General features: G+C 37.3%; 21 protein-coding genes and 1 tRNA gene. 12 read left to right on the plus strand and 10 right to left on the minus strand.

Annotation, left to right across the window (positions count from 1 at the left end; all coding sequences use genetic code 11):
- From fwdF to ACKI3D_RS07575, 8 genes are all read left to right on the plus strand, one after another.
- Positions 1-1077: tungsten-dependent formylmethanofuran dehydrogenase subunit FwdF (fwdF, locus tag ACKI3D_RS07540; protein WP_407393385.1), on the plus strand; the 1077-nt coding region annotated here is incomplete at its 5' end.
- An 8-nt stretch (positions 1078-1085) separates the two neighbouring features.
- Positions 1086-1316: an ATP-binding protein gene (locus ACKI3D_RS07545; protein WP_407393386.1), complete on the plus strand. Its 231-nt coding sequence runs from the start codon at positions 1086-1088 to the stop codon at positions 1314-1316.
- A 12-nt stretch (positions 1317-1328) separates the two neighbouring features.
- Positions 1329-1898: a molybdopterin dinucleotide binding domain-containing protein gene (locus ACKI3D_RS07550; RefSeq protein WP_407393388.1), complete on the plus strand. Its 570-nt coding sequence runs from the start codon at positions 1329-1331 to the stop codon at positions 1896-1898.
- Positions 1888-3264, plus strand: coding sequence for a formylmethanofuran dehydrogenase subunit B (locus ACKI3D_RS07555; RefSeq protein WP_407393390.1), 1377 nt, complete (start codon positions 1888-1890; stop codon positions 3262-3264). Before ACKI3D_RS07550 ends, ACKI3D_RS07555 begins: the two co-directional genes overlap by 11 nt.
- 7 nt (positions 3265-3271) lie before the next feature.
- Complete coding sequence (locus tag ACKI3D_RS07560) at positions 3272-4990, plus strand: formylmethanofuran dehydrogenase subunit A (protein ID WP_407393421.1); 1719 nt, start codon at positions 3272-3274, stop codon at positions 4988-4990.
- A gap of 2 nt (positions 4991-4992) precedes the next feature.
- Positions 4993-5868: a formylmethanofuran dehydrogenase subunit C gene (locus tag ACKI3D_RS07565; protein ID WP_407393392.1), complete on the plus strand. Its 876-nt coding sequence runs from the start codon at positions 4993-4995 to the stop codon at positions 5866-5868.
- Between the two features lie 49 nt (positions 5869-5917).
- On the plus strand, positions 5918-6208 hold the full coding sequence (locus ACKI3D_RS07570; RefSeq protein ID WP_407393394.1) for a DUF2097 domain-containing protein: 291 nt from the start codon (positions 5918-5920) through the stop codon (positions 6206-6208).
- A 122-nt stretch (positions 6209-6330) separates the two neighbouring features.
- Positions 6331-6621, plus strand: coding sequence for a DUF2097 domain-containing protein (locus ACKI3D_RS07575; protein ID WP_407393396.1), 291 nt, complete (start codon positions 6331-6333; stop codon positions 6619-6621).
- Here ACKI3D_RS07575 and ACKI3D_RS07580 read toward each other — a convergent pair whose 3' ends face one another.
- The 5 genes from ACKI3D_RS07580 to ACKI3D_RS07600 form a co-directional block, all read right to left on the minus strand.
- A complete protein-coding gene (locus tag ACKI3D_RS07580) occupies positions 6622-8304 on the minus strand; it encodes an NrpR regulatory domain-containing protein (protein ID WP_407393398.1) in 1683 nt (560 codons plus the stop codon). It abuts the gene before it with no gap.
- Between the two features lie 50 nt (positions 8305-8354).
- Entirely contained in the window at positions 8355-9710 is a 1356-nt protein-coding gene (gene glnA, locus ACKI3D_RS07585; protein ID WP_407393400.1) for a type I glutamate--ammonia ligase, read from the minus strand.
- Positions 9711-9967: 257 nt separating this feature from the next.
- Complete coding sequence (locus ACKI3D_RS07590) at positions 9968-10708, minus strand: HesA/MoeB/ThiF family protein (protein ID WP_407393401.1); 741 nt, start codon at positions 10706-10708, stop codon at positions 9968-9970.
- A 10-nt stretch (positions 10709-10718) separates the two neighbouring features.
- Complete coding sequence (locus ACKI3D_RS07595; protein ID WP_407393403.1) at positions 10719-11885, minus strand: aldo/keto reductase; 1167 nt, start codon at positions 11883-11885, stop codon at positions 10719-10721.
- A 106-nt stretch (positions 11886-11991) separates the two neighbouring features.
- Positions 11992-12101: transfer RNA gene (locus ACKI3D_RS07600), tRNA-Met, on the minus strand.
- A gap of 233 nt (positions 12102-12334) precedes the next feature.
- Between ACKI3D_RS07600 and ACKI3D_RS07605 the strand changes: the two genes are divergently transcribed.
- The 4 genes from ACKI3D_RS07605 (at position 12335) to ACKI3D_RS07620 (ending at position 15622) form a co-directional block, all read left to right on the plus strand.
- The gene (locus ACKI3D_RS07605; RefSeq protein WP_407393405.1) at positions 12335-12856 is read left to right on the plus strand and encodes a hypothetical protein; all 522 of its coding nucleotides are present in this window, start codon (positions 12335-12337) and stop codon (positions 12854-12856) included.
- 125 nt (positions 12857-12981) lie between these two features.
- The gene (locus ACKI3D_RS07610) at positions 12982-14232 is read left to right on the plus strand and encodes an adenosylhomocysteinase (RefSeq protein WP_407393407.1); all 1251 of its coding nucleotides are present in this window, start codon (positions 12982-12984) and stop codon (positions 14230-14232) included.
- A gap of 23 nt (positions 14233-14255) precedes the next feature.
- Complete coding sequence (locus ACKI3D_RS07615) at positions 14256-14906, plus strand: DUF2119 domain-containing protein (RefSeq protein WP_407393409.1); 651 nt, start codon at positions 14256-14258, stop codon at positions 14904-14906.
- A gap of 47 nt (positions 14907-14953) precedes the next feature.
- Positions 14954-15622 carry a PH domain-containing protein gene (locus ACKI3D_RS07620; RefSeq protein WP_407393411.1) on the plus strand — a complete coding sequence of 223 codons (669 nt, stop codon included), beginning with the start codon at positions 14954-14956 and terminating at the stop codon, positions 15620-15622.
- Here the strand turns inward: ACKI3D_RS07620 and fen are convergent.
- From fen to cyaB, 5 genes are read right to left on the minus strand one after another with little or no spacing between them, the layout of a single operon-like run.
- On the minus strand, positions 15619-16602 hold the full coding sequence (gene fen / locus ACKI3D_RS07625) for a flap endonuclease-1 (RefSeq protein ID WP_407393413.1): 984 nt from the start codon (positions 16600-16602) through the stop codon (positions 15619-15621). The two genes, ACKI3D_RS07620 and fen, sit on opposite strands and share 4 nt — an antisense overlap.
- Positions 16603-16611: 9 nt before the next feature.
- On the minus strand, positions 16612-17175 hold the full coding sequence (locus ACKI3D_RS07630; protein WP_407393415.1) for a chorismate--pyruvate lyase family protein: 564 nt from the start codon (positions 17173-17175) through the stop codon (positions 16612-16614).
- Between the two features lie 9 nt (positions 17176-17184).
- Positions 17185-18438 carry a homoaconitase large subunit gene (gene hacA, locus ACKI3D_RS07635; RefSeq protein WP_407393417.1) on the minus strand — a complete coding sequence of 418 codons (1254 nt, stop codon included), beginning with the start codon at positions 18436-18438 and terminating at the stop codon, positions 17185-17187.
- Positions 18439-18444: 6 nt separating this feature from the next.
- On the minus strand, positions 18445-19614 hold the full coding sequence (locus ACKI3D_RS07640; protein WP_407393418.1) for a homocitrate synthase family protein: 1170 nt from the start codon (positions 19612-19614) through the stop codon (positions 18445-18447).
- Positions 19615-19664: 50 nt separating this feature from the next.
- The gene (gene cyaB / locus ACKI3D_RS07645; RefSeq protein ID WP_407393420.1) at positions 19665-20210 is read right to left on the minus strand and encodes a class IV adenylate cyclase; all 546 of its coding nucleotides are present in this window, start codon (positions 20208-20210) and stop codon (positions 19665-19667) included.
- Positions 20211-20358: the final 148 nt, after the last annotated feature.

Genomic DNA, 20358 nt, shown 5'->3' on the forward strand with positions numbered 1-20358 from the left:
GTTAAAGACAACAACTTTGACATCACAAGAGATGCTGAAGAAGTTAGAAACTTGTCTTTCAACGACCACGTATGTTTAGGTTGTGGGATTTGTGAATCAACCTGTCCTGTCGAAGCAATCACATTAAACGCAATTGCTGTAGACGCACGTCACAGAATCTCAAACGACGTTTACTTCAGTGGTCACGAAAAGATTGCTCAAAACTTCAAAGACGACTTTGATGTTCAAAGAGTAAGCATTGACGAAAGTAAATGTGTATTATGTGGTATGTGCAGTGGTTTATGTCCTGTTGATGCATTAGTATTAACTATTGACGGCACACCAATCAAAGAAATCGACGCATATCCTCATTACAACGCTTTCTCAGAAATTGATGATGATGAATGTATTTACTGTAAAAGATGTGAAATCGCATGTCCTCGTGATGCAATCGTCATTGAAAGAGAATTACCAGCTCGTGCAGATTTAGTTACTGGTGAAATTGAAGTAAACGATGAAGAATGTATTTACTGTGGAATTTGTGAAGAATTATGTCCTGCAGAAGCAATCGTTGTTGATAAAGAAACTGGTAAAGAATCAATTGTCATCGACAAAGAAAAATGTGTATACTGTTTAGTATGTAAAAAATCTTGTCCAAAAGATGCAATTAAAGCACTTTGTAGACTCTGTTCATATGGTGAATATGAACTCGATCCTTCAAAAGCAGCTGTTACCGGAAACTCCGTCATCGACCCAGAACTTTGTGTATACTGTGGATGGTGCGCAGGAGTATGTCCTACTGACGCAGCAAAAGTCAAAAAACCATTTGAAGGTACTATCGAAATTGATGACGATAAATGTCAAGCTTGTGGTGCTTGTGTAGATATCTGTAAATGTAATGCTTTAGCATTCCCAATATCTTCAGGTCCAGGTTCAAGAATGGATCATGTTATTGCTTATCCTGACTACTGTGTAAGTTGTAAAGCTTGTGCAAAAGCATGTCCTAATGGAGCTATTACTGTAAAAAGAACTGCTGTTGACCACACTCCTACACAATCAGCTACTTGGGCAGATGCTTTAGAAGCAATTAAAGACTAGGTGATTATATGGAACTTAAAGTAGAACAAGATAATTGTTTAGGATGCGGGATTTGTGTAATCGCATGTCCTGTCAACGCAGCTATCAGCCCAGAAAACGCTGGTGGTAGTGGTGCAAAGACTGAAGAAGTTGTTATGATGGTTGAAAATGGATTTATTAAACTTTTCAGTCCTGAAAAATGTGAATTGTGTGGAACATGTCAAATGTTTTGCCCAGTAAATGCTATATGGTTAGAATAGGGGGATTATTATATGCATTATGCTAATACTTATTTAGAAAAACCTGTAGTACCTGATGTAAAAATTACTGGTGAAGGAACTCCCGATGTTTTAAAATGTATGTTAAACACCGGATCTGACATTTACCAAGGTGCTTGTAAGAAAAGAGGATCTACCTTAAAACAAGAATACAAAAACGCTTCAGGTACTTGTTACATGGATCCTAGAGACATGGCAAAATTAGGTGTAAACAACTGGGATACCGTACTTGTCAAAACTGATTTCGGTGAAGTAGTAGTAAACTGTGCTGTATCAAGAGACGCACCTCACGAAGGTACTGTATTCATTTGTAAAGGTCCATGGGCTAACACTATCGTAAGCCACGATACTTACTGTTGTTCTGACCCTACTTACAAAGGAATCAGATGTACTGTAGAAAAAACTGATAGAAAAGTATTACTCATGGCTGACTTAATGAGATGGGTATACAAAAAATACGTTGATGAAGAAGATAATGATGTTGTTGAAAACATGGAATCTTTAGGTGAATTACCTGTTTATCACGGACGTAAATGGGAGGAGTTGATTGACCATGACTTATGAACCACCTGTAACTGATTACGATTACATTGTTGAAAATTGTACCTGTGCATTCTGTGGTTGTAACTGTGACGATTTAGACTACTTAGTTAAAAACGGTCACGTTGTTGCTGTAAGACACGCATGCAGATTAGGTGCAAGTAAAATTATGGAAGATATGGATCAAAGATTAATTGTTCCAATGATTAGGGATGAAAACGGAGAACTCAAAGAAGTAGATTGGGACACCGCTTTAGACAAAGCTGCTGAATACATTGCTAATTCCATTAGACCTGTATTTTACGGTTGGTCTGAAACATCTACTGAATGTATGAAAGAAGGTGTAGCATTAGGTGAATACATCGGTGCAGTATTAGATAACCAAGCTACTATCTGTCACGGTCCTTCTCTCCAAGCTGTGCAAAACGCAGGTTACCCTATTCAAACTTTAGGGGAAGTTCAAAACAGAGCTGACATGATTGTTTACTCTGGAAGTAACGCAATGAACTCTCACCCAAGACACTTAGCAAGATATGCTGCATTCTGTCGTGGATACTTCAGACAAAGAGGAAGATTCGACAGAACTGTTGTTACTATGGATCCAAAATTCTCAGATACTGCAAAATGTTCCGACAAATGGATTGGATTCGAACAAAACGGAGACTACGGTTTCTACAATGCTATTAGAGCAGTTCTCAGAGGAAAAGAATTATACCAAGACGTAATTTCTGGAATTCCTAAAGAAGATATTTATGAATTAGCAGAAGAAATGAAAAACGCTGAATTCGGTGTTCTCTTCTTCGGTTTAGGTTTAACCCACACTTTATCAAAACAAAGAAACATTGATATTGCTATTAAAATGGTTCAAGACTTAAACAAATACAGTAAATGGGGTCTTACTCCAATGAGAGGTCACTTTAACGTAAACGGATTTAACATTTTCATGGCATTCGAATGTGGATTTGCTTTCGGTGTTGACTACTGTAGAGGTTACCCAAGATATATGATGGGTGAAACCAACACTATCGATTTATTAGTAAGAAAAGAACCGGATTGTTTCATGGTTATTGCAGCTGACCCAGGTGCTCACTTCCCTAATGGAGCAAACCAACACTTAGCTAACATTCCTGTTATTCAAATCGATATTCACTGGGGTCCATCAACCGAACTCGCTGATGTAGTATTACCAGGTTCATTCATTGCTGTAGAATGTGCTGGTACCAGTTATCGTATGGATGGAGTTCCTATTTACATGAAGAAAGCTATCGACAAACCAGAAACCTGTCGTGACGACGAATGGATTGTCCGTGAATTGAAAGAAAGAGTAATGAAACTCAGAGAAGAGCCAAACGTAGCTCCAAAATATGTGCCAAATCCAAACGCACTCTAAAGGTGATATAATGGAATATATTCTTAAAAATGGTATAGTCTACGACCCTGCTAATGAAGTTAATGGGGAAAAGATGGACGTTATGTTCAAAGATGGTATTATTGTAGACAATGTTTCTGCAGATGCTACAGTCTTAGACGTTACCGATAAAATAGTCATGCCAGCAGGTATTGACCCTCACGCACACGTTGCAGGTCCTAAATTAGTAGTAGGAAGATTATACAGACCTGAAGATTCCAGAAGAGGTGTTACTCAAAAAACTAAAGTATTAAGATCCGAATCTGGTTTCTCAATCCCAAGTTGTCCTGCAACCGGTTACAGATACTCAAGATTAGGTTACGGTACTGTTGTAGAAGCAGCTATGCCTCCTCTTGAAGCAAAACACACTCACGAAGAAATTGCAACTATTCCTATGCTTGATATTCCAGCTATGCCGTTATTCGGTAACAACTGGTTTGTAATGGAATACGCAAAAGATAATAATATTGAAGACATCGCAGCATTCGTAGCTGCATGGTTAAAAATCTCAAAAGGTTATGGAATCAAAATCGTAAACCCATGTGGAAGTGAAGCATGGGGATGGGGTATGAACGTACATGGTTACAATGATAAAGCACCATACTTCGACGTAACTTCCAAAGAAGTCGTTGTTGCACTTGCAAAAGCTAACGAAATGTTAAACTTACCTCACTCTATTCACATTCACCCTAACGACTTAGGACACCCAGGTAACTACACTACCACTCTCGAAACTATGGATTCTGTTAAAGACATTAAAAAAGGTTCCAAAGCTGCTGAAATCAGAGACCAAGTTATGCACGTATGTCACTTGCAGTTCCACTCATACACTGGTAACAGTTGGAAAGATGCAGGATCTGCTGCACCTGAACTCGCTGACTACATCAACAAACATGGTCACATTACCTGTGACGTAGGTCAAGTAACCTTAGATGAAACCACAACCATGACTGCAGACGCTCCTATGGAATACGACTTATTCAAATTATCTGGTTTAAAATGGACCAACAAAGATATTGAATGTGAAACTGCAGCAGGTATCATTCCATGTATTTACTCAGCTAAAAACCCAGTTAACACTTTACAATGGGCTATTGGTTTAGAATTGTTCTTACACATTGAAAACCCATGGCAAGTATGTTTAACTACTGACCACCCTAACGCAGGACCATACACTAGATATCCTAGAATCATCTCCTGGTTGATGAGTAACACTAGAAGAATGGAAATGATTGAAAACAGAGAAGTACACAAATGGGCAGAAAAAAGAACTACCCTTGCAACTCTCGACAGAGAATACGATTTCTACGATATTGCAACTATTTCCAGAGCTGCTCCAGCTAGAATCTACGGATTCACAGACAGAGGTGCACTCACCCCTGGTTACAGAGCAGACATTGCAGTATATGACATAAATCCTAATGATATTGATCCATCCAGACAATATGAAGAAATCGAAAAAGGTTTCAATGTAGCTGAATACACAATTAAAGATGGTCAAATCTTAGTAAAAGATAAAGAAATTGTAAAAGTTAAAGAAAGTCAAAACATTTGGGTTAACGTAAAAGGATGGGAACAAAACGAACAAAAAGTTATCAACAACATTATGCCATTCTTTACTCAATACTACTCAGTTAAATGGGAAAACTACCCAGTACACGATCACTACGTATCTAACCCAATTAGAATAGATGTTGATGGTAAATAGGGGTGTTTAATTTGAAAACTATAACATTTGATCAAATCAAAACTTCTTCAATCGCTTTGGAGTTCGATGAATTAATTCCTGATGAAATTTATTCATGGACCGAAGCAGATTTCGCAAAATACCAAGTTCCTATTGGAAACTCCAGATTCCCAATTACTGATTTCTTCGAAATTACTGTAGTTGGAGAAGCTAACGGACCTAATGATGTTGAAATGATTCTCAACGGTGATTTAAACAGAGTAAAATACATCGGTTGTAAAATGAGCGGTGGAAACATCGTTTGTAACAGTAGTGTAGATTTACACGTAGGTGCAGAAATGTCCGGTGGTTCTATCCTTGTTAAAGGTAATGCAGCTGCTCACGCTGGAAGAGAAATGTCTGGAGGATACCTCGAAATTGAAGGAAACACCAAAGAATTTACTGGTGCTTCTTACATTGGTGAATGGAGAGGTATGACCGGTGGTGAAATCGTTGTTGGCGGTAACGCTGGAAAACAATGTGGTGAATGTTTAACCGGTGGTAAAATCCACGTTAAAGGTAACTGTGATATCTTAGCTGGTATTCACATGACCAAAGGTGTCATTGAAATTGACGGTGACGTAAACCGTTGGCCTGGTGGTCAAATGAAAAACGGTAACATCATCATCCACGGATTCCTCGGAAGATTACTTGAAGGATTTGTCCGTCAAGGTATCGTAGTTGATCCTGAAGTTGAAGGCGTAACCTACGAAGGTAAATATATCCACTATATTGGAGATATTGGTCTTAACGGAAAAGGTAACCTTTTCTTAGGCGCTGAAGCTAACAAAGAAAAATTAGCTGAATACGGTGAGTTAGACGACGAATATACTTCAATCAGAGAATACAGGAATTTATAATTCCTTTCTCTTTTCTTTTTTTTTAATGATTAATTTTATGTGTGGTAATATGATAGAAGAAGTTGAAATGACCTTTGATGAAGCATTAGAGTATGTTAAAACTAATGTTGAAGTCGGAGATATTTTAGAAATATCCTATAATCGTATTTTTGCTCCTGGTGAAGTTTTAGGTTTCACTGAAGAGGATGACATGACCGGCGAAGGTTTTAGAGTAGGTCTTCAGTTGAATGGTAAAATTTTAAATCAATGTGTTGAAATAGACTTTAATGAAATCGTCGATGATTTAATTGAAATGCGCCATATCACTGATGATAAGGAACTTGTTATAGAAGTTTTATAATTTATCTCTTTTTTTACTATTTTTCCCTTTTGATTCTTCATCGAAAAATATTTTTGTTCGTAAATATGCAAACAACTTTATATATGATAACTTATATTATATTTTAAATGGAGTTGATTATCATGAAAGAATTGAAATTAACTACAAAAGAAGCTGTCGATTACTTGAAAGAAAATGTTAAAATTCATGATAAAATAGAAATTTCCTACAATAGGATTTTTGCAGAAGGTGAAGTCTTAAACATGGACTTTTCAGAATATTTCGGAGAACCTGGCTTCAAAATGCTGGTTTCTCTTGATGAAAGCCAGATTGGCTCAACAGTTGAAATCGATATATATGAAGTTGAAGAGGATATTATAGAGTTTGTACATTATCCAAAAAATAGTGAAAAAGTGGATGTAACTGTAATCTAGTTACAATCTATCCATTTTTTCGAAAGGTAATAATTTTTCAATAGCTTTCACTTCAACATCAATGCCTTTTTCTTTTATAGCACCAATTGTATTCAATCCACCGCCGCAGATTACGCCAAAGTTATAATTGTCCACTTTTGCGTTGTATACCAATTCTCTTGGTTTTCCTATTTTATAAATTGAAAATCCGATATTGTTTAGAATATCCAATAGATAAACTGCATAATCCCGTGAAATATATGGAATTTCTTTTACACTTGCTAAAATCTTGTTAGGTCCAATATTTCCGGTAATTGAAGTCATTTTTTTGGATAAGAATATCTTATGTGGATCTACGGTAGTGCCATTGTAGGATATTAGGTCAATGAACAGCGGAGGTTCTGTTAGTTCGAGCAGTCCTCCATATTTTGGAGTGCTCATGATTCCATTGTTTATCAATAATCCATCAATGCTCAAACTGCATATTGTAGCTATTCCAATTTTCTCATCATCATTCGGATGTTCTATGAGATTGTAGTATGGATTGATATATTTCGGATTATTGTTGTATGTTTCCTCCATTATTGCCAATGCACTATCCAGGTCATCCTTTCTAACGTATGAAACATTTGAGATGATATCTCCTTTCCTTTTTTCAACATTGAAGTTTACTTGTTGAATCAAATTCCAGGATTTTGAAAGTAAGAATGGTAGTGTAGGCTGCTTGTTGTTTGTGATAGGTTTTAATGTTTGAGTTATGGTTGAGGTTATAGGTGATAATGTTTTGAAATCTGTAATTTCTTCCGCTATTTTGATGTCTATTTCTTCTCCTAACTCTTTAATCGCACAAAATGGAGTAATTCCTCCGACAATAGCTATTCCAACCATTCCATCAGGTACTGGCAATCCTAAAATATCTTCTCCCTCATGGGAAACATCAATTACACCGCCAATTCCTATTTTATTCAGTTTTTCTAAAATTTCGAGGGTCTTCTGTCTGCCAATTCCCGGAATCAGCCTGAAATTTGCGGGAATTATTCCGGTTCCGGTATTGACTACATCCAGTATTGATGTCAAGTCTGAATTTGCAAATGCATCAAGAGGGGTCAATGATGTCTTTTTGTATGAAATCAATTCCGTGAATTTTTCAGGATGGAAATTTTCAATCTCCAGCAGTCCTCCATATTGCGGCTGGGAAGGTATTCCCTCATTTAGAAGTATTCCATCTATTGTTGTTCCGCATAATGTAGTTACTTCAATTTCGTTCCTGTTTCCAACTTTTTTTATATTAACATAAGGGCTAACAGAAAGACCACTTTCAAAAATCTCTTTCATTATATTGATTGATTCTTCATTATAAATGGTTGAAGTATTGACAACTACATTTCCGCTTTGATTGATATAGTTGAAGTCAGTTAAATATATCATTTCTTCAAATTTTGAATGAATGAAATCAACTTGATCGTAGATTAATCCCTTTTCTAATTTTTCACGACCCAAGTCTGTGATTTGCCTTCCGGAATATCCCATCCTTTCGGTGTATCCCTTTTCATCTAAAATCTGCATATGATATCTAACTGCACGTTCCCCTAAGTTAAAGCCTTTGTTTTTGAGTTCATCAGCTATTAATTTGGAACCTGTAGGCTTGTCCTGTGCACTCAATATCCTTAAAATTTCTATCATTCGGTGTTCTGATTCTGACATTTATCTCCCCATTATACCGAAATTTAAAATAAAAAAAATAATATTTAGATTTAGATATCTAAATATTTTCTTTGTTCGTAACCGAATACTTGAACACGGTATTCGTCCCATTCTTGATATTTGAGCTCTAGGAATTTTTGACTGATGTGGTCTCCTAAAGCACCTAAAATGAGTGGGTCTTCTTCAAGAGCATGGTAAGCTTCCCATAAACTGGATGGTAATACTTTAATGCCCATTGCTTCCCTTTCCTCTTCGGTTAATTCATAAATGTTGATTTCGGTAGGTTCACCAGGGTCAATTTTGTTTTGAATACCGTTAATACCTGCTTCTAGCATTACAGCAAATGCTAAGTATGGGTTACATGCTGGGTCAGGTGCCCTATATTCGATACGTGTAGCTTTTCCACGTGCTGCAGGAACTCTGATTAATGCAGATCTGTTTTTAAGACCGTATGCTCTGTAAACTGGAGCTTCGTAACCAGGCACTAAACGTTTGTATGAGTTTACAATAGGGTTGGTAATAGCAGTCAATGCAGGAGCGTGTTTTAACAGTCCTCCCATAAAGTAGAGAGCATCTTTTGAAAGACCGGTGTCTGAATTAGGATCAGAGAACAAGTTTTTGTCACCTTTGAAAATGGATTGGTGACAGTGCATACCACTTCCGTTCACTCCGAAGAAAGGTTTTGGCATGAATGTTACTCTGTAGTCTAACTGGTCGAAAGTTGCCATGTTGTCTACGATAGCTTTGATAGCTTGTTTGAATGTGATTACAGCGTCTGCTGTTTTTAGTGCATCTTTAAATTTGAATGCGATTTCGTTTTGACCAGGAGCCACTTCGTGGTGAGAAGCTTCAACTTCAAAGTCTAACTCTTCTAGGTTTAAGGTCAATTCTCTTCTGAAGTCAGGTCCTTTGTCTAATGGTTCAACATCAAAGTAGGTTGCTTCATCGTATGGCATTGGGTATCCGTTTTCATCAATGTCTACAATAAAGAATTCTGGTTCCGGACCAATGTTATATTGTAATCCCATTTTTTTGATTTTTGCTAAGGATTTTTTAAGAACGCTTCTTGGGTCTCCAACGAATGGTTCTTGTTCTGGAGTCCATACGTCACAGATGAATCTACATACAGCTGATTCTTCAGGTCTCCATGATAATCTGGAGTATGTATTGATATCTGGTTTCAATACTAAGTCACTTTCATTAATTCCGACGAATCCTGCTATTGATGATCCATCAAATAACATTCCTTCAAGGAATAAATCTTCCATATCTTCTTCATTAAATGGAATAACGATATTTTTTACTGTTCCATTAATGTCGACAAACTGTAGACGGATAAATTTAATGTTATCCTCTTTCATTTGTTCAATTACACTTTGCATTTTTTCTTCGTTAATTTCGCTCATCAAATCAAGCTCCAATATGTAAATAATATTGAATTTAAAAAAGTAGTCGGAAAGTATCTTCCTACCTTGGAAATATATTTCCACCTCATGGTATATAAAGGTTTTGCAAAAATAGTTATATAATTTTAATATATCGTTTTTAGTATATTAATGTATAAGTTTTATTTTATTTTATAGAAATTCTACTATTGATTTTAAAATTTGATATTATTTTGTTCAAATAACTATAAAAAAAAGATGGAAAATTGATTTAATGTTTAAAGTTCATCTATAGAAAATGAACTTAAGTCCAATAAATCAAAGGACAGCATCTTTGGAGCGACCGTAACCTTTCCAATTCCAGTAATGATTTTATAGGCCTCCATAGCTTCAAGACAGCCTATCAGATTAGGGGTCGGTCCGATTACAGGAGGAGGTCCTGAAGTCACATTTTTCAAATTTTCAATGACTTCTTCACTTAGCGGTTTGCCTAAAGACGGAAGATTGAACATCTCCTCATAGCTTTTGGTGTTCGGTAGGAATACAGTAATTTGGCCTAATGTTCCATGGATTGCGCCATGGATATATGGAATCTTTTTCTCCCTGGCATGTCTTGTGGCAATGACTCTTGTCAAGACATTGTCCAGCGCGTCGATAACCAGATTGGAATCTCCAATAATTTCGTCAATATTGTCCCCATTTACATGGGTGGTATGATTTGTTACTTTGACATGGGGATTGATCAGATTGACCTTTTCTTTTGCAACAACACTTTTTTCATGGCCTATTGTTTGTGTTGTAGACAGGCTTTGCCTGTTGAGATTTGTAATGTCAAAGGAGTCTTCATCAACCAAAACGAGTTCGCCGATTCCCATCCTTGCAAGCATTTCAATTGTCTCGCCGCCGATTCCGCCGCAGCCGATAACGGTAATTTTTGCATCTTTAAATTTTTCCTGCTCTTCTTTGCTTACAAGAGGCATCTGGCGTGTAGCAATTTCCCAATATGTATCTTCATTCATTTAATATCACCTAGAAATGGTCAAATTCACTACCAAAGTATTCATATACCTTTTGAAGTTCTCCTGGAATATCCAGCATCTGAGTACAGAATGGTATGCATTCCCCGCAATTTATGCAGCTGTCCGCTCTTGAATCCTCATCAATCAGTGTAAAGTACTGCATTGCACTGGCCTTTGGAGTTCCCATCATATGCGCAATGTTGTACTCGGTCAGGCAGTTTATGATGTCGACGCCGTGAGGACAAGGCATGCAGTAGCCGCATCTTGAGCATCTGTTTCCTAAAAAGTTCCTATAGGTTCTTGCAACTTCCCGGATTATTTCCTGATCGTTTTCACTTATAATGTCTATTGCAGAAGCTATTTTAACATTTTCCTTTACCTGCTCCAGGCTTGTCATTCCGCTTAAAACACAGTCGACGTCATCCCTATTCCATAGATATTGCAATGCCCATTCTACAGGTGTCCTTTTGGTTTCGGCCATGTCCCATAATTGCTGGACTTCACTTGGAATGTTTTGAACCAGCCTTCCTCCTCTGAGAGGCTCCATAACCATGCTTCCGACATTGGTCTCTTTTAGATAATTGAGTCCCATGACTCCTGATTGGTAATATTCATCAAGATAGTTCATCTGGGTTAGGGCAACTTCCCATTTAGGATATTCATCGAGTATTTCAATTAGATAATCCACCTCAATATGTGATGAAAAGCCGACATGGCCTACTTTACCTGAGCTTAAACAATCATCTAAAAAATCTAAAACATCCAGATTTTTCACCTTTTCCCAATCCGGCACGGTTAATGAGTGCAAAAGGTAAATATCAATGTAGTCGGTTTGCAGTTTTTCAAGCTGAATATCCAGGTAATAGTCAAAATCAGTTTTTTCCTCAATCAGCCAAGAGGGAGATTTGGTTTGAAGCAATATTTCGTCTCTTAAACCTGTTTCCTTTAAAAATTCACCGACAAATAATTCGCTGTTCCCATTGCCGCTAAGCTCTGCGCAATGGTAGGGATAGGCTGTATCAATAATGTTAACGCCGTTTTCAATTCCATATTCAAGCATTGCAGTTGCTTCCTGCTTGTCTATATCTGCATTGGAATTGGTTGTTGGAAGTCTCATGGTTCCAAAACCCAATCTTGAAACTTCAAGGCCTGTTTTTCCAAGTGTATTGTATATCATTTCAAATCCTCTATAATTATATTGGCTAAAATAAGTATAAAATTATTATGATTTGGAAAAAACTTTTTAAAAAATAGTTTAGATGGAAAATTCCTGGGATATTGGATGCCGGGGGCGGGATTCGAACCCGCGATCTCACGGTATCCCAGGAATAAGTCAGAGCACTGCTTTATTACCCTATGAGCCGTGCGCTCTAACCAGCTGAGCCACCCCGGCATCTAACAAATATATTTATTTTTATCATTACATTTAAAGTTTTTGTTTTTTATATGTTTTTTAAAGATGTTTTACATTTTTTATAAAAAATGAATTATTTTTAACGAAAAATTTAAACAGGTTAATTGATTTTAGCAAAATTTAAATTTATTTGCAAACATAATATTTAACAACTTTCAAATTAAGTCAATTAAGAGATACATTAGATTAAAAAAAATAATGGGAGATGAAAAATGAAAATCAACGATAAGTCAGTGTTGTTTGCAATATTTGTCATTTTCATGTTGACATTCAGTGTTGCAACAATATATGCAGAAGACGTAACCGTTGGATCTTTGACCATCGAAGTTCCGGACGGGCTAACTGTAGAAAAAAAGACAGATTCCAGTGTAACATTTAAAAACAGTGAGAATTGTGAAATATTATTTGATGTAGATATTTATGATGAAGTCCTTGCTCAAGATTATTTGTCCAGCAAAGGATATACTTTTGATACTGTAAATTCATATGATAAAACAATAACAAATGCGGATGGAAGTTCAGTGGCTTTCTCCTATGATGAATTGGCATTCTCTGGTTCCAGCGGCGAGGCATATGTATATTTATTGGACAAAGACGGACAAGGATATACTGTCATAGCATTCCCTAATCCTTCAACTCCTGATGAGGATGTTTTCGGTTCAGGTACACCATTTGAATTTTCATCAGATGCACAAGGAATTTCAGAGCTAATTAATGCCATTATGGGCGTATAATTAAAAACAGAATTAAATTATATTGGCTAATGTATCTTTTAATTTTTATTTTTCCCATTAAGGGGTAATTTTAAAAACTTACAAGTTCAAAAATTATGTAGTAATAAAATTTCAATGATGATATTATGAGTAAAGTTAAAGATATGTCTTTGGCACCTGAAGGTGTAAGAAAAATCGAATGGGTTCAAAAACACATGCCTGTTTTGGAACACATTAAAGCTGAATATTTGGAAACCCAACCTTTCAAAGGAATTACTATCGGGTCATGTTTACACTTAGAGCCTAAAACCATTAACTTAGGTTTAACATTAATGGCGGGTGGAGCGGAAGTCGCAATGACTGGCTGCAATCCATTGTCCACTCATGATGACGCAGTTGCAGGCGCAGCTGATTTAGGTTTGAACGTTTATGGTTGGAGAGAACAGGACGATGAAGAATACTACCAGACCATCAACATGGTACTTGATCACAAACCGGATATAATCATCGATGACGGAGCAGACATGATTATGGTGCTTCACAACGAAAGAAAAGAGTTGTTGTCCCATATCAAAGGGGCCTGTGAAGAAACCACAACCGGTGTTCACAGACTACAGGCAATGCATGCTGACGGGGCATTGAAATTCCCTGTTATCGCTGTTAATGATGCATACACCAAATACCTGTTCGACAACAGATACGGTACAGGACAGTCAAGTTTCGATGCAATCATGGGAACAACCAACATGGTAATTGCAGGAAAAACCGTAACAGTTTGTGGATACGGATGGTGTGGAAGAGGACTGGCCTTAAGGGCTGACGGTCTTGGAGCCGACGTTATTGTAACCGAAGTAGATCCAATTCGTGCACTGGAAGCAAGAATGGACGGATACCGTGTCATGCCTATCCGTGAAGCTGTAAAACAATCAGATTTAATCATTACAGTAACCGGTAATGCGGACATCATCTCAGGTGATGACTTCAAATACATGAAGGACGGTTGTATGCTTGCAAACTCCGGACACTTCAATGTAGAAATCAACAGGCCTGACCTTGAAGCTATTTCAACTGAGGTTAAAGAGGTACGTGAAAGCATTGAAGAGTTCACCACCAAAGATGGACGTAAAATCTATCTCTTGGCCGATGGTCGTTTGGTTAACTTATCCGCAGCACGTGGACAAGGACACCCTGCTGAAATCATGGACATGAGTTTTGCCGTACAGGCATTGTCTGCAAAACACATCCTGGAAAACGATTTGCCGGTTGGCGTAACCAAAGCGCCTGATGAAATCGACTACAACGTAGCAACCATGAAATTGAAAGCTATGGGAATTGAAATCGATTCATTGACAGATAAACAAAAAGCGTACATGTCAAATTGGCAGGAAGGAACATAAATTCCTTCATTTTTTTTTATTTTATGTCTTATTTTAGATATATTGACAATGGGGAAGGCCCGACCAAGCTGTTCATTGGCGGACTTCATGGAAACGAAGGCGCAACTTCAATAAGGTTCCTTAATCGAATAGACATTGAAGATTTATCCCCTGGACAGTTCTATTTTTACAATTTCGATAAAACACCTTATATTTCCACAATCGAAAAGGAATATTATGACTCTAAACTTGGTCAAAAGGTTTTAGATTTAATTGAATATTTTGAACCTGATTTTTATACGGAACTCCATTGCTATAACCTTGAAAATTACGATAAGCTGACCTCGATGGAGCGATATAAAAAGACAGGAATTCCTCCACTCATCAAATTGGGAAATCATGTTCTGGTCTCATCAGTTTCTCCTTTGATTAGGATGACTTATTTTTCAACAGAAACAGTATGCAAAACATTGGAATTTCCTTGTCTTGAAAAATTGACTCCTGAAGTTATTGAAAAATTTGGATTCGATAAGTCAAAAGCTATAGAATCATATGAAAATCTTTTAAAATTGATTTTAAGGTCCCCTTCAAGAAATAATTTTGAAAGAGAAATGATGAAAAGCTATTCCGGTCAGGTAAAATTGGCAATGAAATATGCAGAAAAGGTCTTCGGTAAGGATTTTCCACCATATTAATCATTTAAATATAATTTGTATCTAATATATTATTAAAAGGTGATTATATGGCAAGATTTTGTAAAAATTGCGGGACTGAATTGGAAGAAGGATCAATTTTTTGTAATGAATGCGGAACTAAATTTGGAGAAAACGCCCCTTCATCAAATAATGCTTCAAACGACTTGTTTAGGACATATAACATTGATATGATGGATGGGGAATTTGTTATAAGACATTCACAAATTCACAGTGGATGTTTAATACTTCCAACTATTGTTTTTGGAATCGGATTTTTGATAGGACTTTTTATTGTTATTAACTTAATAGGAACTTGGTTCCTTACTCCAGGAACAGTATTCTTTAGTTTTTTTAATACAATTACAATTATAGGTTTAATCTGGTTCATCATCAGATACATCGGATACAAAACAAATGATTTGATATTGACTAATAAACGTGTATTTGGAAAATGTGGATTAATTTCAACAACTCAAATGCAATCTCCATTGAATAAAATAGATTCCGTTTCATTTAGCAATGGATTATTCGGTAAATTAATTGGATATGGCACCATTAAAATTGCAACAACTTCCTCTAACTTCAAATTTAGATTTGTCCGTGAAGGTGAAACCTTCTATAATGATATATTTAATCAGGTCGAGGCTGCCGAAGTTGAAAATAGAGATAAAAATGCCAAAGCTATTGTTGATGCCATGGCAGAAAAATTAAGTTAGAACCAGGCGTCAAGGCTTCCCTGTGATGAACTTAAGTTTTTAAGTTTATCTGTGGCCTTGATTACGCGATCTTCGGAAAAACCATGTTCATAGCATAAAAATTCAATGATTTTATCCTGCTTTGGTTTTTCCCATTTTATTTTATAGTCTGTATTTACCTCATGGTTCAGGAATATTTCGCGAACTTCATCCAAGTCATGAGTTGATTCCTTTTGAAGTTCAGCTATTTTTTCTTTTAACTGGCCTTTATGAGCTAGTTTAAGCGCGGTTTTTGCACCTACTCCCTTAAGGCCTTCGCTGAAATCGGTTCCAATCAGAATTCCCATATCAATAAGTTCTTCTCTTGTGATTTTCAGCTCTCTTAAAACCCTGTCCAATTCGTAGTATTCCAGCTTTCCAAGGTTTGAACTGATGGCAAGGTTTCTCACAACCCTTTTGGCTCCAAACAGAAGGCAGTCATAATCCTGGGATGCCACTGCATAGGCATCTCCTTTGGAAACCAGATAGGCCGCCTGCGCTTCTCCTTCTCCTTTGGCTTCGATATATGGGATTCCCATCAGGGTCAATAATTTTTTGGAAGATTCAATAATTTCAGGTGATAATTTTGATGACCTCATTGCAAATTTACGGGCCTTTTCGGTGTCTCCGGCCTTGAGGGCTTCCTTATAGATTTTTTCAGCTTCATCCCTCACTTCCCTTCTTTTTGCTTGAGTTTCACTTTTAAGTTCAGGGGCCTGTCCATCAAAGACATATATGGGCTTTATGTCCTTTTCAACCATTGAAGAGTTTCTGTACAGTATTCCGCTTAAGTGAGATGTAACATTGCCGTTTTCATCACTCAGCGGCCTTCCATCCCTTTGTCTGATTGTTGCTAGGAATTGGTAAAGCGTGTTGAATGCATCGATAGATACGCTTCTTCCTTCAAGATCTTTAAAGGAGATTTCTTTCGGTTCAATTATGTCTTTTAACTTTACGCCCATTTATAACACCTAAATTTGTGAAAAATAGCTTACCGGAAACATTTCCTTAATCCACATTAATATTTCGCCATTGTTTATGATTACGTAATCACGAGCCAGAAAGTCTTCATCTGTTTTAAACAACTCTTTCAATGTGTCGTTTGGCTTTTCAATGAAGATATTCTTTACTTCCCTTCTGGATTCGATTTTGTAGTTTTTCAAGATTCTGCCGATTGGAATGTCTGCCCTTAGAAGGTCTGCACAGACTTCTTTAGTGCACCTTCCCAATGGAACGTGTGAAATCGCATAGATTAAAGGTTGGTCGTCCTTGTGCATTATGACTTCCCTGAAGTTGATTTCCTCTCCGGCTTCAACATTTACTAGCTTTGCGCGTTCCTCATCTGCATTTTCAAGGTGCTGGTCGAGTGTGTCTAAGGTAATCTTGCCATATAAGACATCCAATATTGCAGTGATTGATCCGTCGGTTGTTAACAGTATTTTTTGTGTGTTTGAAAATGTCTGGCCGTATTCTTTTTCAAGGTCGTTCATTTTTTCAATCAGTCTTTTGTTTGCTTCGTTTTTGTCCTGTGCCATTTAAATCACTTATAAGTCTTTAGGATTTGTAATAACTCCTGTAATTGCTGAAGCAGCTACTACTTTTGAATTTGATAAGTATACTGAAGAGGCAGGGTCTCCCATTCTTCCTTTAAAGTTCCTGTTTGTTGTGGAAATGCAGCTTTCGCCTTCGCTCAATACTCCCATATGTCCTCCAAGGCATGGTCCGCAGCCGGGATTGCAGATAATTGCTCCCGCATCAATGAATGTATCGATGTAGCCCAATTCAATGGACTGCTTGTAGATTTCCCTTGAAGCCGGAAGAATCAGTAATCTGATGTCATTGTGAATCTTGTTGTTTTCCAGAATTTCTGCAGCATCTTTCAGGTCGGATAATCTTCCATTTGTACATGACCCGATAAGGCATTGGTCGATTGCGGTTCCTTCAATTTCTGAGATGCCTTTTACATTGTCAACATCATTCGGGCAGGCAATTTGAGGTTCCATATCAGTAATGTCAAAGTGCATTTCCTTTGAATATATTGCATCGCTGTCGGACCTTACAATATTCAGTTCCTCTTCTTTTTTTCCCGTTCTTTTGCAGATATAGTCAATTACTTCTTTATTCGGTTCCATTATACCGTTTTTGGCACCCATTTCAATTGCCATATTGCACATGGTTGCTCTTCCTTCAACGCCCATGCTTTCGATTGTTTCACCGCAGAACTCAGCGGTCTTGTATGTGGCGCCGGCTATTCCGATTTCACCAATGATGTTTAAAATGATATCTTTTGGAGCGATATAAGGGTTCAATTCACCGGCCACTTCCATTCTGATGGCTTCGGGAACCATAAACCAGGTTTTGCCGGTTGCCCAAACCATTGCAAGGTCTGTTGCACCCATACCTGTTGAAAATGCTCCGAATGCGCCGTAAGTACAGGTGTGTGAATCGGCTCCGACTATAACCTTTCCAGGTTCAACCAGTCCCATTTCAGGAACTACCTGATGGCAGATTCCTTCTCCATGAATGAAGTTTTTGGTAATGTTTTGAGTTTTGATGAAGTTACGGCAAACCTTTTGGAATTCGGCAGAGCCGATGGTGTTTGCCGGGACGTTGTGATCGAATATTATTGCAATTTTTTCCGGATCCCATACCTTATCCGCTACCTTTTCAAAGGTTTTGATGGCAGGCGGGCTTGTTCCATCGTGTGACATTGCAAGGTCAACCGGAATTTCTATGATTTCACCAGGGGTCACTTCATGGCCCGCTTTTGATGATAGGATTTTTTCAGTAATGTTCATCTTTATCTATTCCTTTTTACTGATTTTTTTAACGATATCTCTGAATACTTCGTCGTTGATGTATTTTCCTTCTTCTCTGGACTTTTTGACTTGTCTTACAATTTCAATGAGCTCGCCGTCTGTCACATCAAGTTCGCATTCATTCAATTTTGCCCTGACAGCTCTGCATCCAGAGTGTTTTCCTAAAACAAGCTGCCTTTTTTGCCCGACCAATTCCGGAAGATAAGGTTCGTAGCATAAAGGCTCTTCAATAACCGCATCAACATGGATTCCGGATTCGTGTCTGAATACGTTGTTTCCTACAATAGGCTTGTTGTATGGAATCGGAAGTCCGCTGGCTTTTGAAACCAAATCGGAGAGTTCCTTGATGTATTTGGTTTTAAATCCGTAATCCTTGCCATATAGGATTTTCATTGCCATGATAAGCTCTTCCAGGGATGCGTTACCTGCTCTCTCACCGATACCGTTGACGGTAGTGGATACGGCTTTTGCACCTGCCAGAACACCGGTGATTGAGTTTATTACAGCAAGGCCGAAATCGTTGTGGAGATGCACTGCAAGGTCAATGTCAATGTCCTTTACAAGCTCTCTTACTAGATAATCAATACCTTGAGGGGTTATGGCTCCGGTAGTGTCTGCAATGTGAACTCTGTCAGCACCGCATTCCTGAGCTTTACCGTAAATGCGTTTTAAAAATTCAATGTCTGTTCTTGTAGCGTCTTCCGCTGAAAATGCGACGAACAGGCCGTGGTCTTTAGCATAGTCAACTGCGGTTTCACACAGGTTGATTGCGTCCTGTCTTGTAATGTGCATTTTGTGGTCCAGATGGATATCTGAAGTTCCGACAAATGTGATAATACCGTCTACATCACAGTCTAGTGCAGCATCGATATCTGCCGGTTTTGTTCTTGTCAATCCAAGAATTGTAGCGTCCAATCCTTCATTTGCGATTGCCTTAACTGATTCCTTTTCCTTTTCGGAAACGATTGGAAAGCCCGCTTCAATTTGGTGAATCTTGAACTGGTCAAGTTTTCTTGCAATTTCCAGTTTCTCATCAAAGCTGAAACATACTCCAGGGGTCTGTTCACCGTCTCTTAGGGTTGTATCATAGATTGTGATGTCATCCGGAAATGTCAATTCAGATTCTTTGTTATAATGACTTATAAAATATTGCAATATAATCACTTCTTAAAATTAATCTTAATATAATATTAATAATAATGTTTTTACTTATAAATATTTTCTAATAATTCCAGATATGAAGTTCTCTCAAAGCCATCAGTAATGCCCAATTCTTCAAAAAGTTCAAAAATACTGTTTTGAGCTTCACTGTAGTCTTCACCATCGTTTAATTCAACTTCTATTTCCATATATGGAGTCAATCCTTCAACATCATCTAGGGATATTTCAAAGTTTTCATATTTGTAGTATTGGCGGTTTTTCCTCACTGCCCGGACTTTATTAAATCCTATTTCCTCAAAGATTCCTGCACATTTTTGCGAGTCTTCTATTCCCATTTCGATTTCCTTTCTGGTTTTTGATTTTTGATCTATTTTCGGTCCCTTGTATGTGATGAAGATGTTTGTTTCATCGTTTTGCTTTGTAGTCCTAATCCTTAATGCCTCATCGGTTTTTGCAAAGTCTACAACGGGGCTATTGAAATATATGTCTTCCTGAAATTCGTGTTTGCTTTTTTCGGCACCGAGCTTTTCCAATTTTTCTTCAATTTCCTTAAAGCTATCGATTTTCGCTTTTACTTCAACTTCAATCATGCTAATCAACAATTTTGATTTTTATTATGTAATATTATATACCTTTTAAATTAAATTTTTGTTTATTTTATAAACCTTGATGTTTTTATTATTGTTTTCAAATTTCAATAATCTGTCATTCATGAATTTAATTTTTTGTATTGGTCTT

It is taken from the genome of Methanobrevibacter sp., assembly GCF_045586545.1.
Taxonomy (GTDB): Archaea; Methanobacteriota; Methanobacteria; order Methanobacteriales; family Methanobacteriaceae; genus Methanocatella.

Excerpts from the sequence above, each read along its gene's own strand:
- ACKI3D_RS07595 (WP_407393403.1), bottom strand. The coding sequence starts at position 11,885 with ATGATATACAATACACTTGGAAAAACAGGCCTTGAAGTTTCAAGATTG.
- ACKI3D_RS07630 (WP_407393415.1), bottom strand. The coding sequence starts at position 17,175 with ATGGCACAGGACAAAAACGAAGCAAACAAAAGACTGATTGAAAAAATG.
- ACKI3D_RS07610 (WP_407393407.1), top strand. The coding sequence starts at position 12,982 with ATGAGTAAAGTTAAAGATATGTCTTTGGCACCTGAAGGTGTAAGAAAA.
- ACKI3D_RS07550 (WP_407393388.1), top strand. The coding sequence starts at position 1,329 with ATGCATTATGCTAATACTTATTTAGAAAAACCTGTAGTACCTGATGTA.
- ACKI3D_RS07615 (WP_407393409.1), top strand. The coding sequence starts at position 14,256 with ATGTCTTATTTTAGATATATTGACAATGGGGAAGGCCCGACCAAGCTG.
- ACKI3D_RS07590 (WP_407393401.1), bottom strand. The coding sequence starts at position 10,708 with ATGAATGAAGATACATATTGGGAAATTGCTACACGCCAGATGCCTCTT.
- ACKI3D_RS07570 (WP_407393394.1), top strand. The coding sequence starts at position 5,918 with ATGATAGAAGAAGTTGAAATGACCTTTGATGAAGCATTAGAGTATGTT.
- ACKI3D_RS07555 (WP_407393390.1), top strand. The coding sequence starts at position 1,888 with ATGACTTATGAACCACCTGTAACTGATTACGATTACATTGTTGAAAAT.
- ACKI3D_RS07605 (WP_407393405.1), top strand. The coding sequence starts at position 12,335 with ATGAAAATCAACGATAAGTCAGTGTTGTTTGCAATATTTGTCATTTTC.
- fen (WP_407393413.1), bottom strand. The coding sequence starts at position 16,602 with ATGGGCGTAAAGTTAAAAGACATAATTGAACCGAAAGAAATCTCCTTT.
- ACKI3D_RS07545 (WP_407393386.1), top strand. The coding sequence starts at position 1,086 with ATGGAACTTAAAGTAGAACAAGATAATTGTTTAGGATGCGGGATTTGT.
- glnA (WP_407393400.1), bottom strand. The coding sequence starts at position 9,710 with ATGAGCGAAATTAACGAAGAAAAAATGCAAAGTGTAATTGAACAAATG.
- ACKI3D_RS07580 (WP_407393398.1), bottom strand. The coding sequence starts at position 8,304 with ATGTCAGAATCAGAACACCGAATGATAGAAATTTTAAGGATATTGAGT.
- ACKI3D_RS07575 (WP_407393396.1), top strand. The coding sequence starts at position 6,331 with ATGAAAGAATTGAAATTAACTACAAAAGAAGCTGTCGATTACTTGAAA.
- cyaB (WP_407393420.1), bottom strand. The coding sequence starts at position 20,210 with ATGATTGAAGTTGAAGTAAAAGCGAAAATCGATAGCTTTAAGGAAATT.
- ACKI3D_RS07620 (WP_407393411.1), top strand. The coding sequence starts at position 14,954 with ATGGCAAGATTTTGTAAAAATTGCGGGACTGAATTGGAAGAAGGATCA.
- hacA (WP_407393417.1), bottom strand. The coding sequence starts at position 18,438 with ATGAACATTACTGAAAAAATCCTATCATCAAAAGCGGGCCATGAAGTG.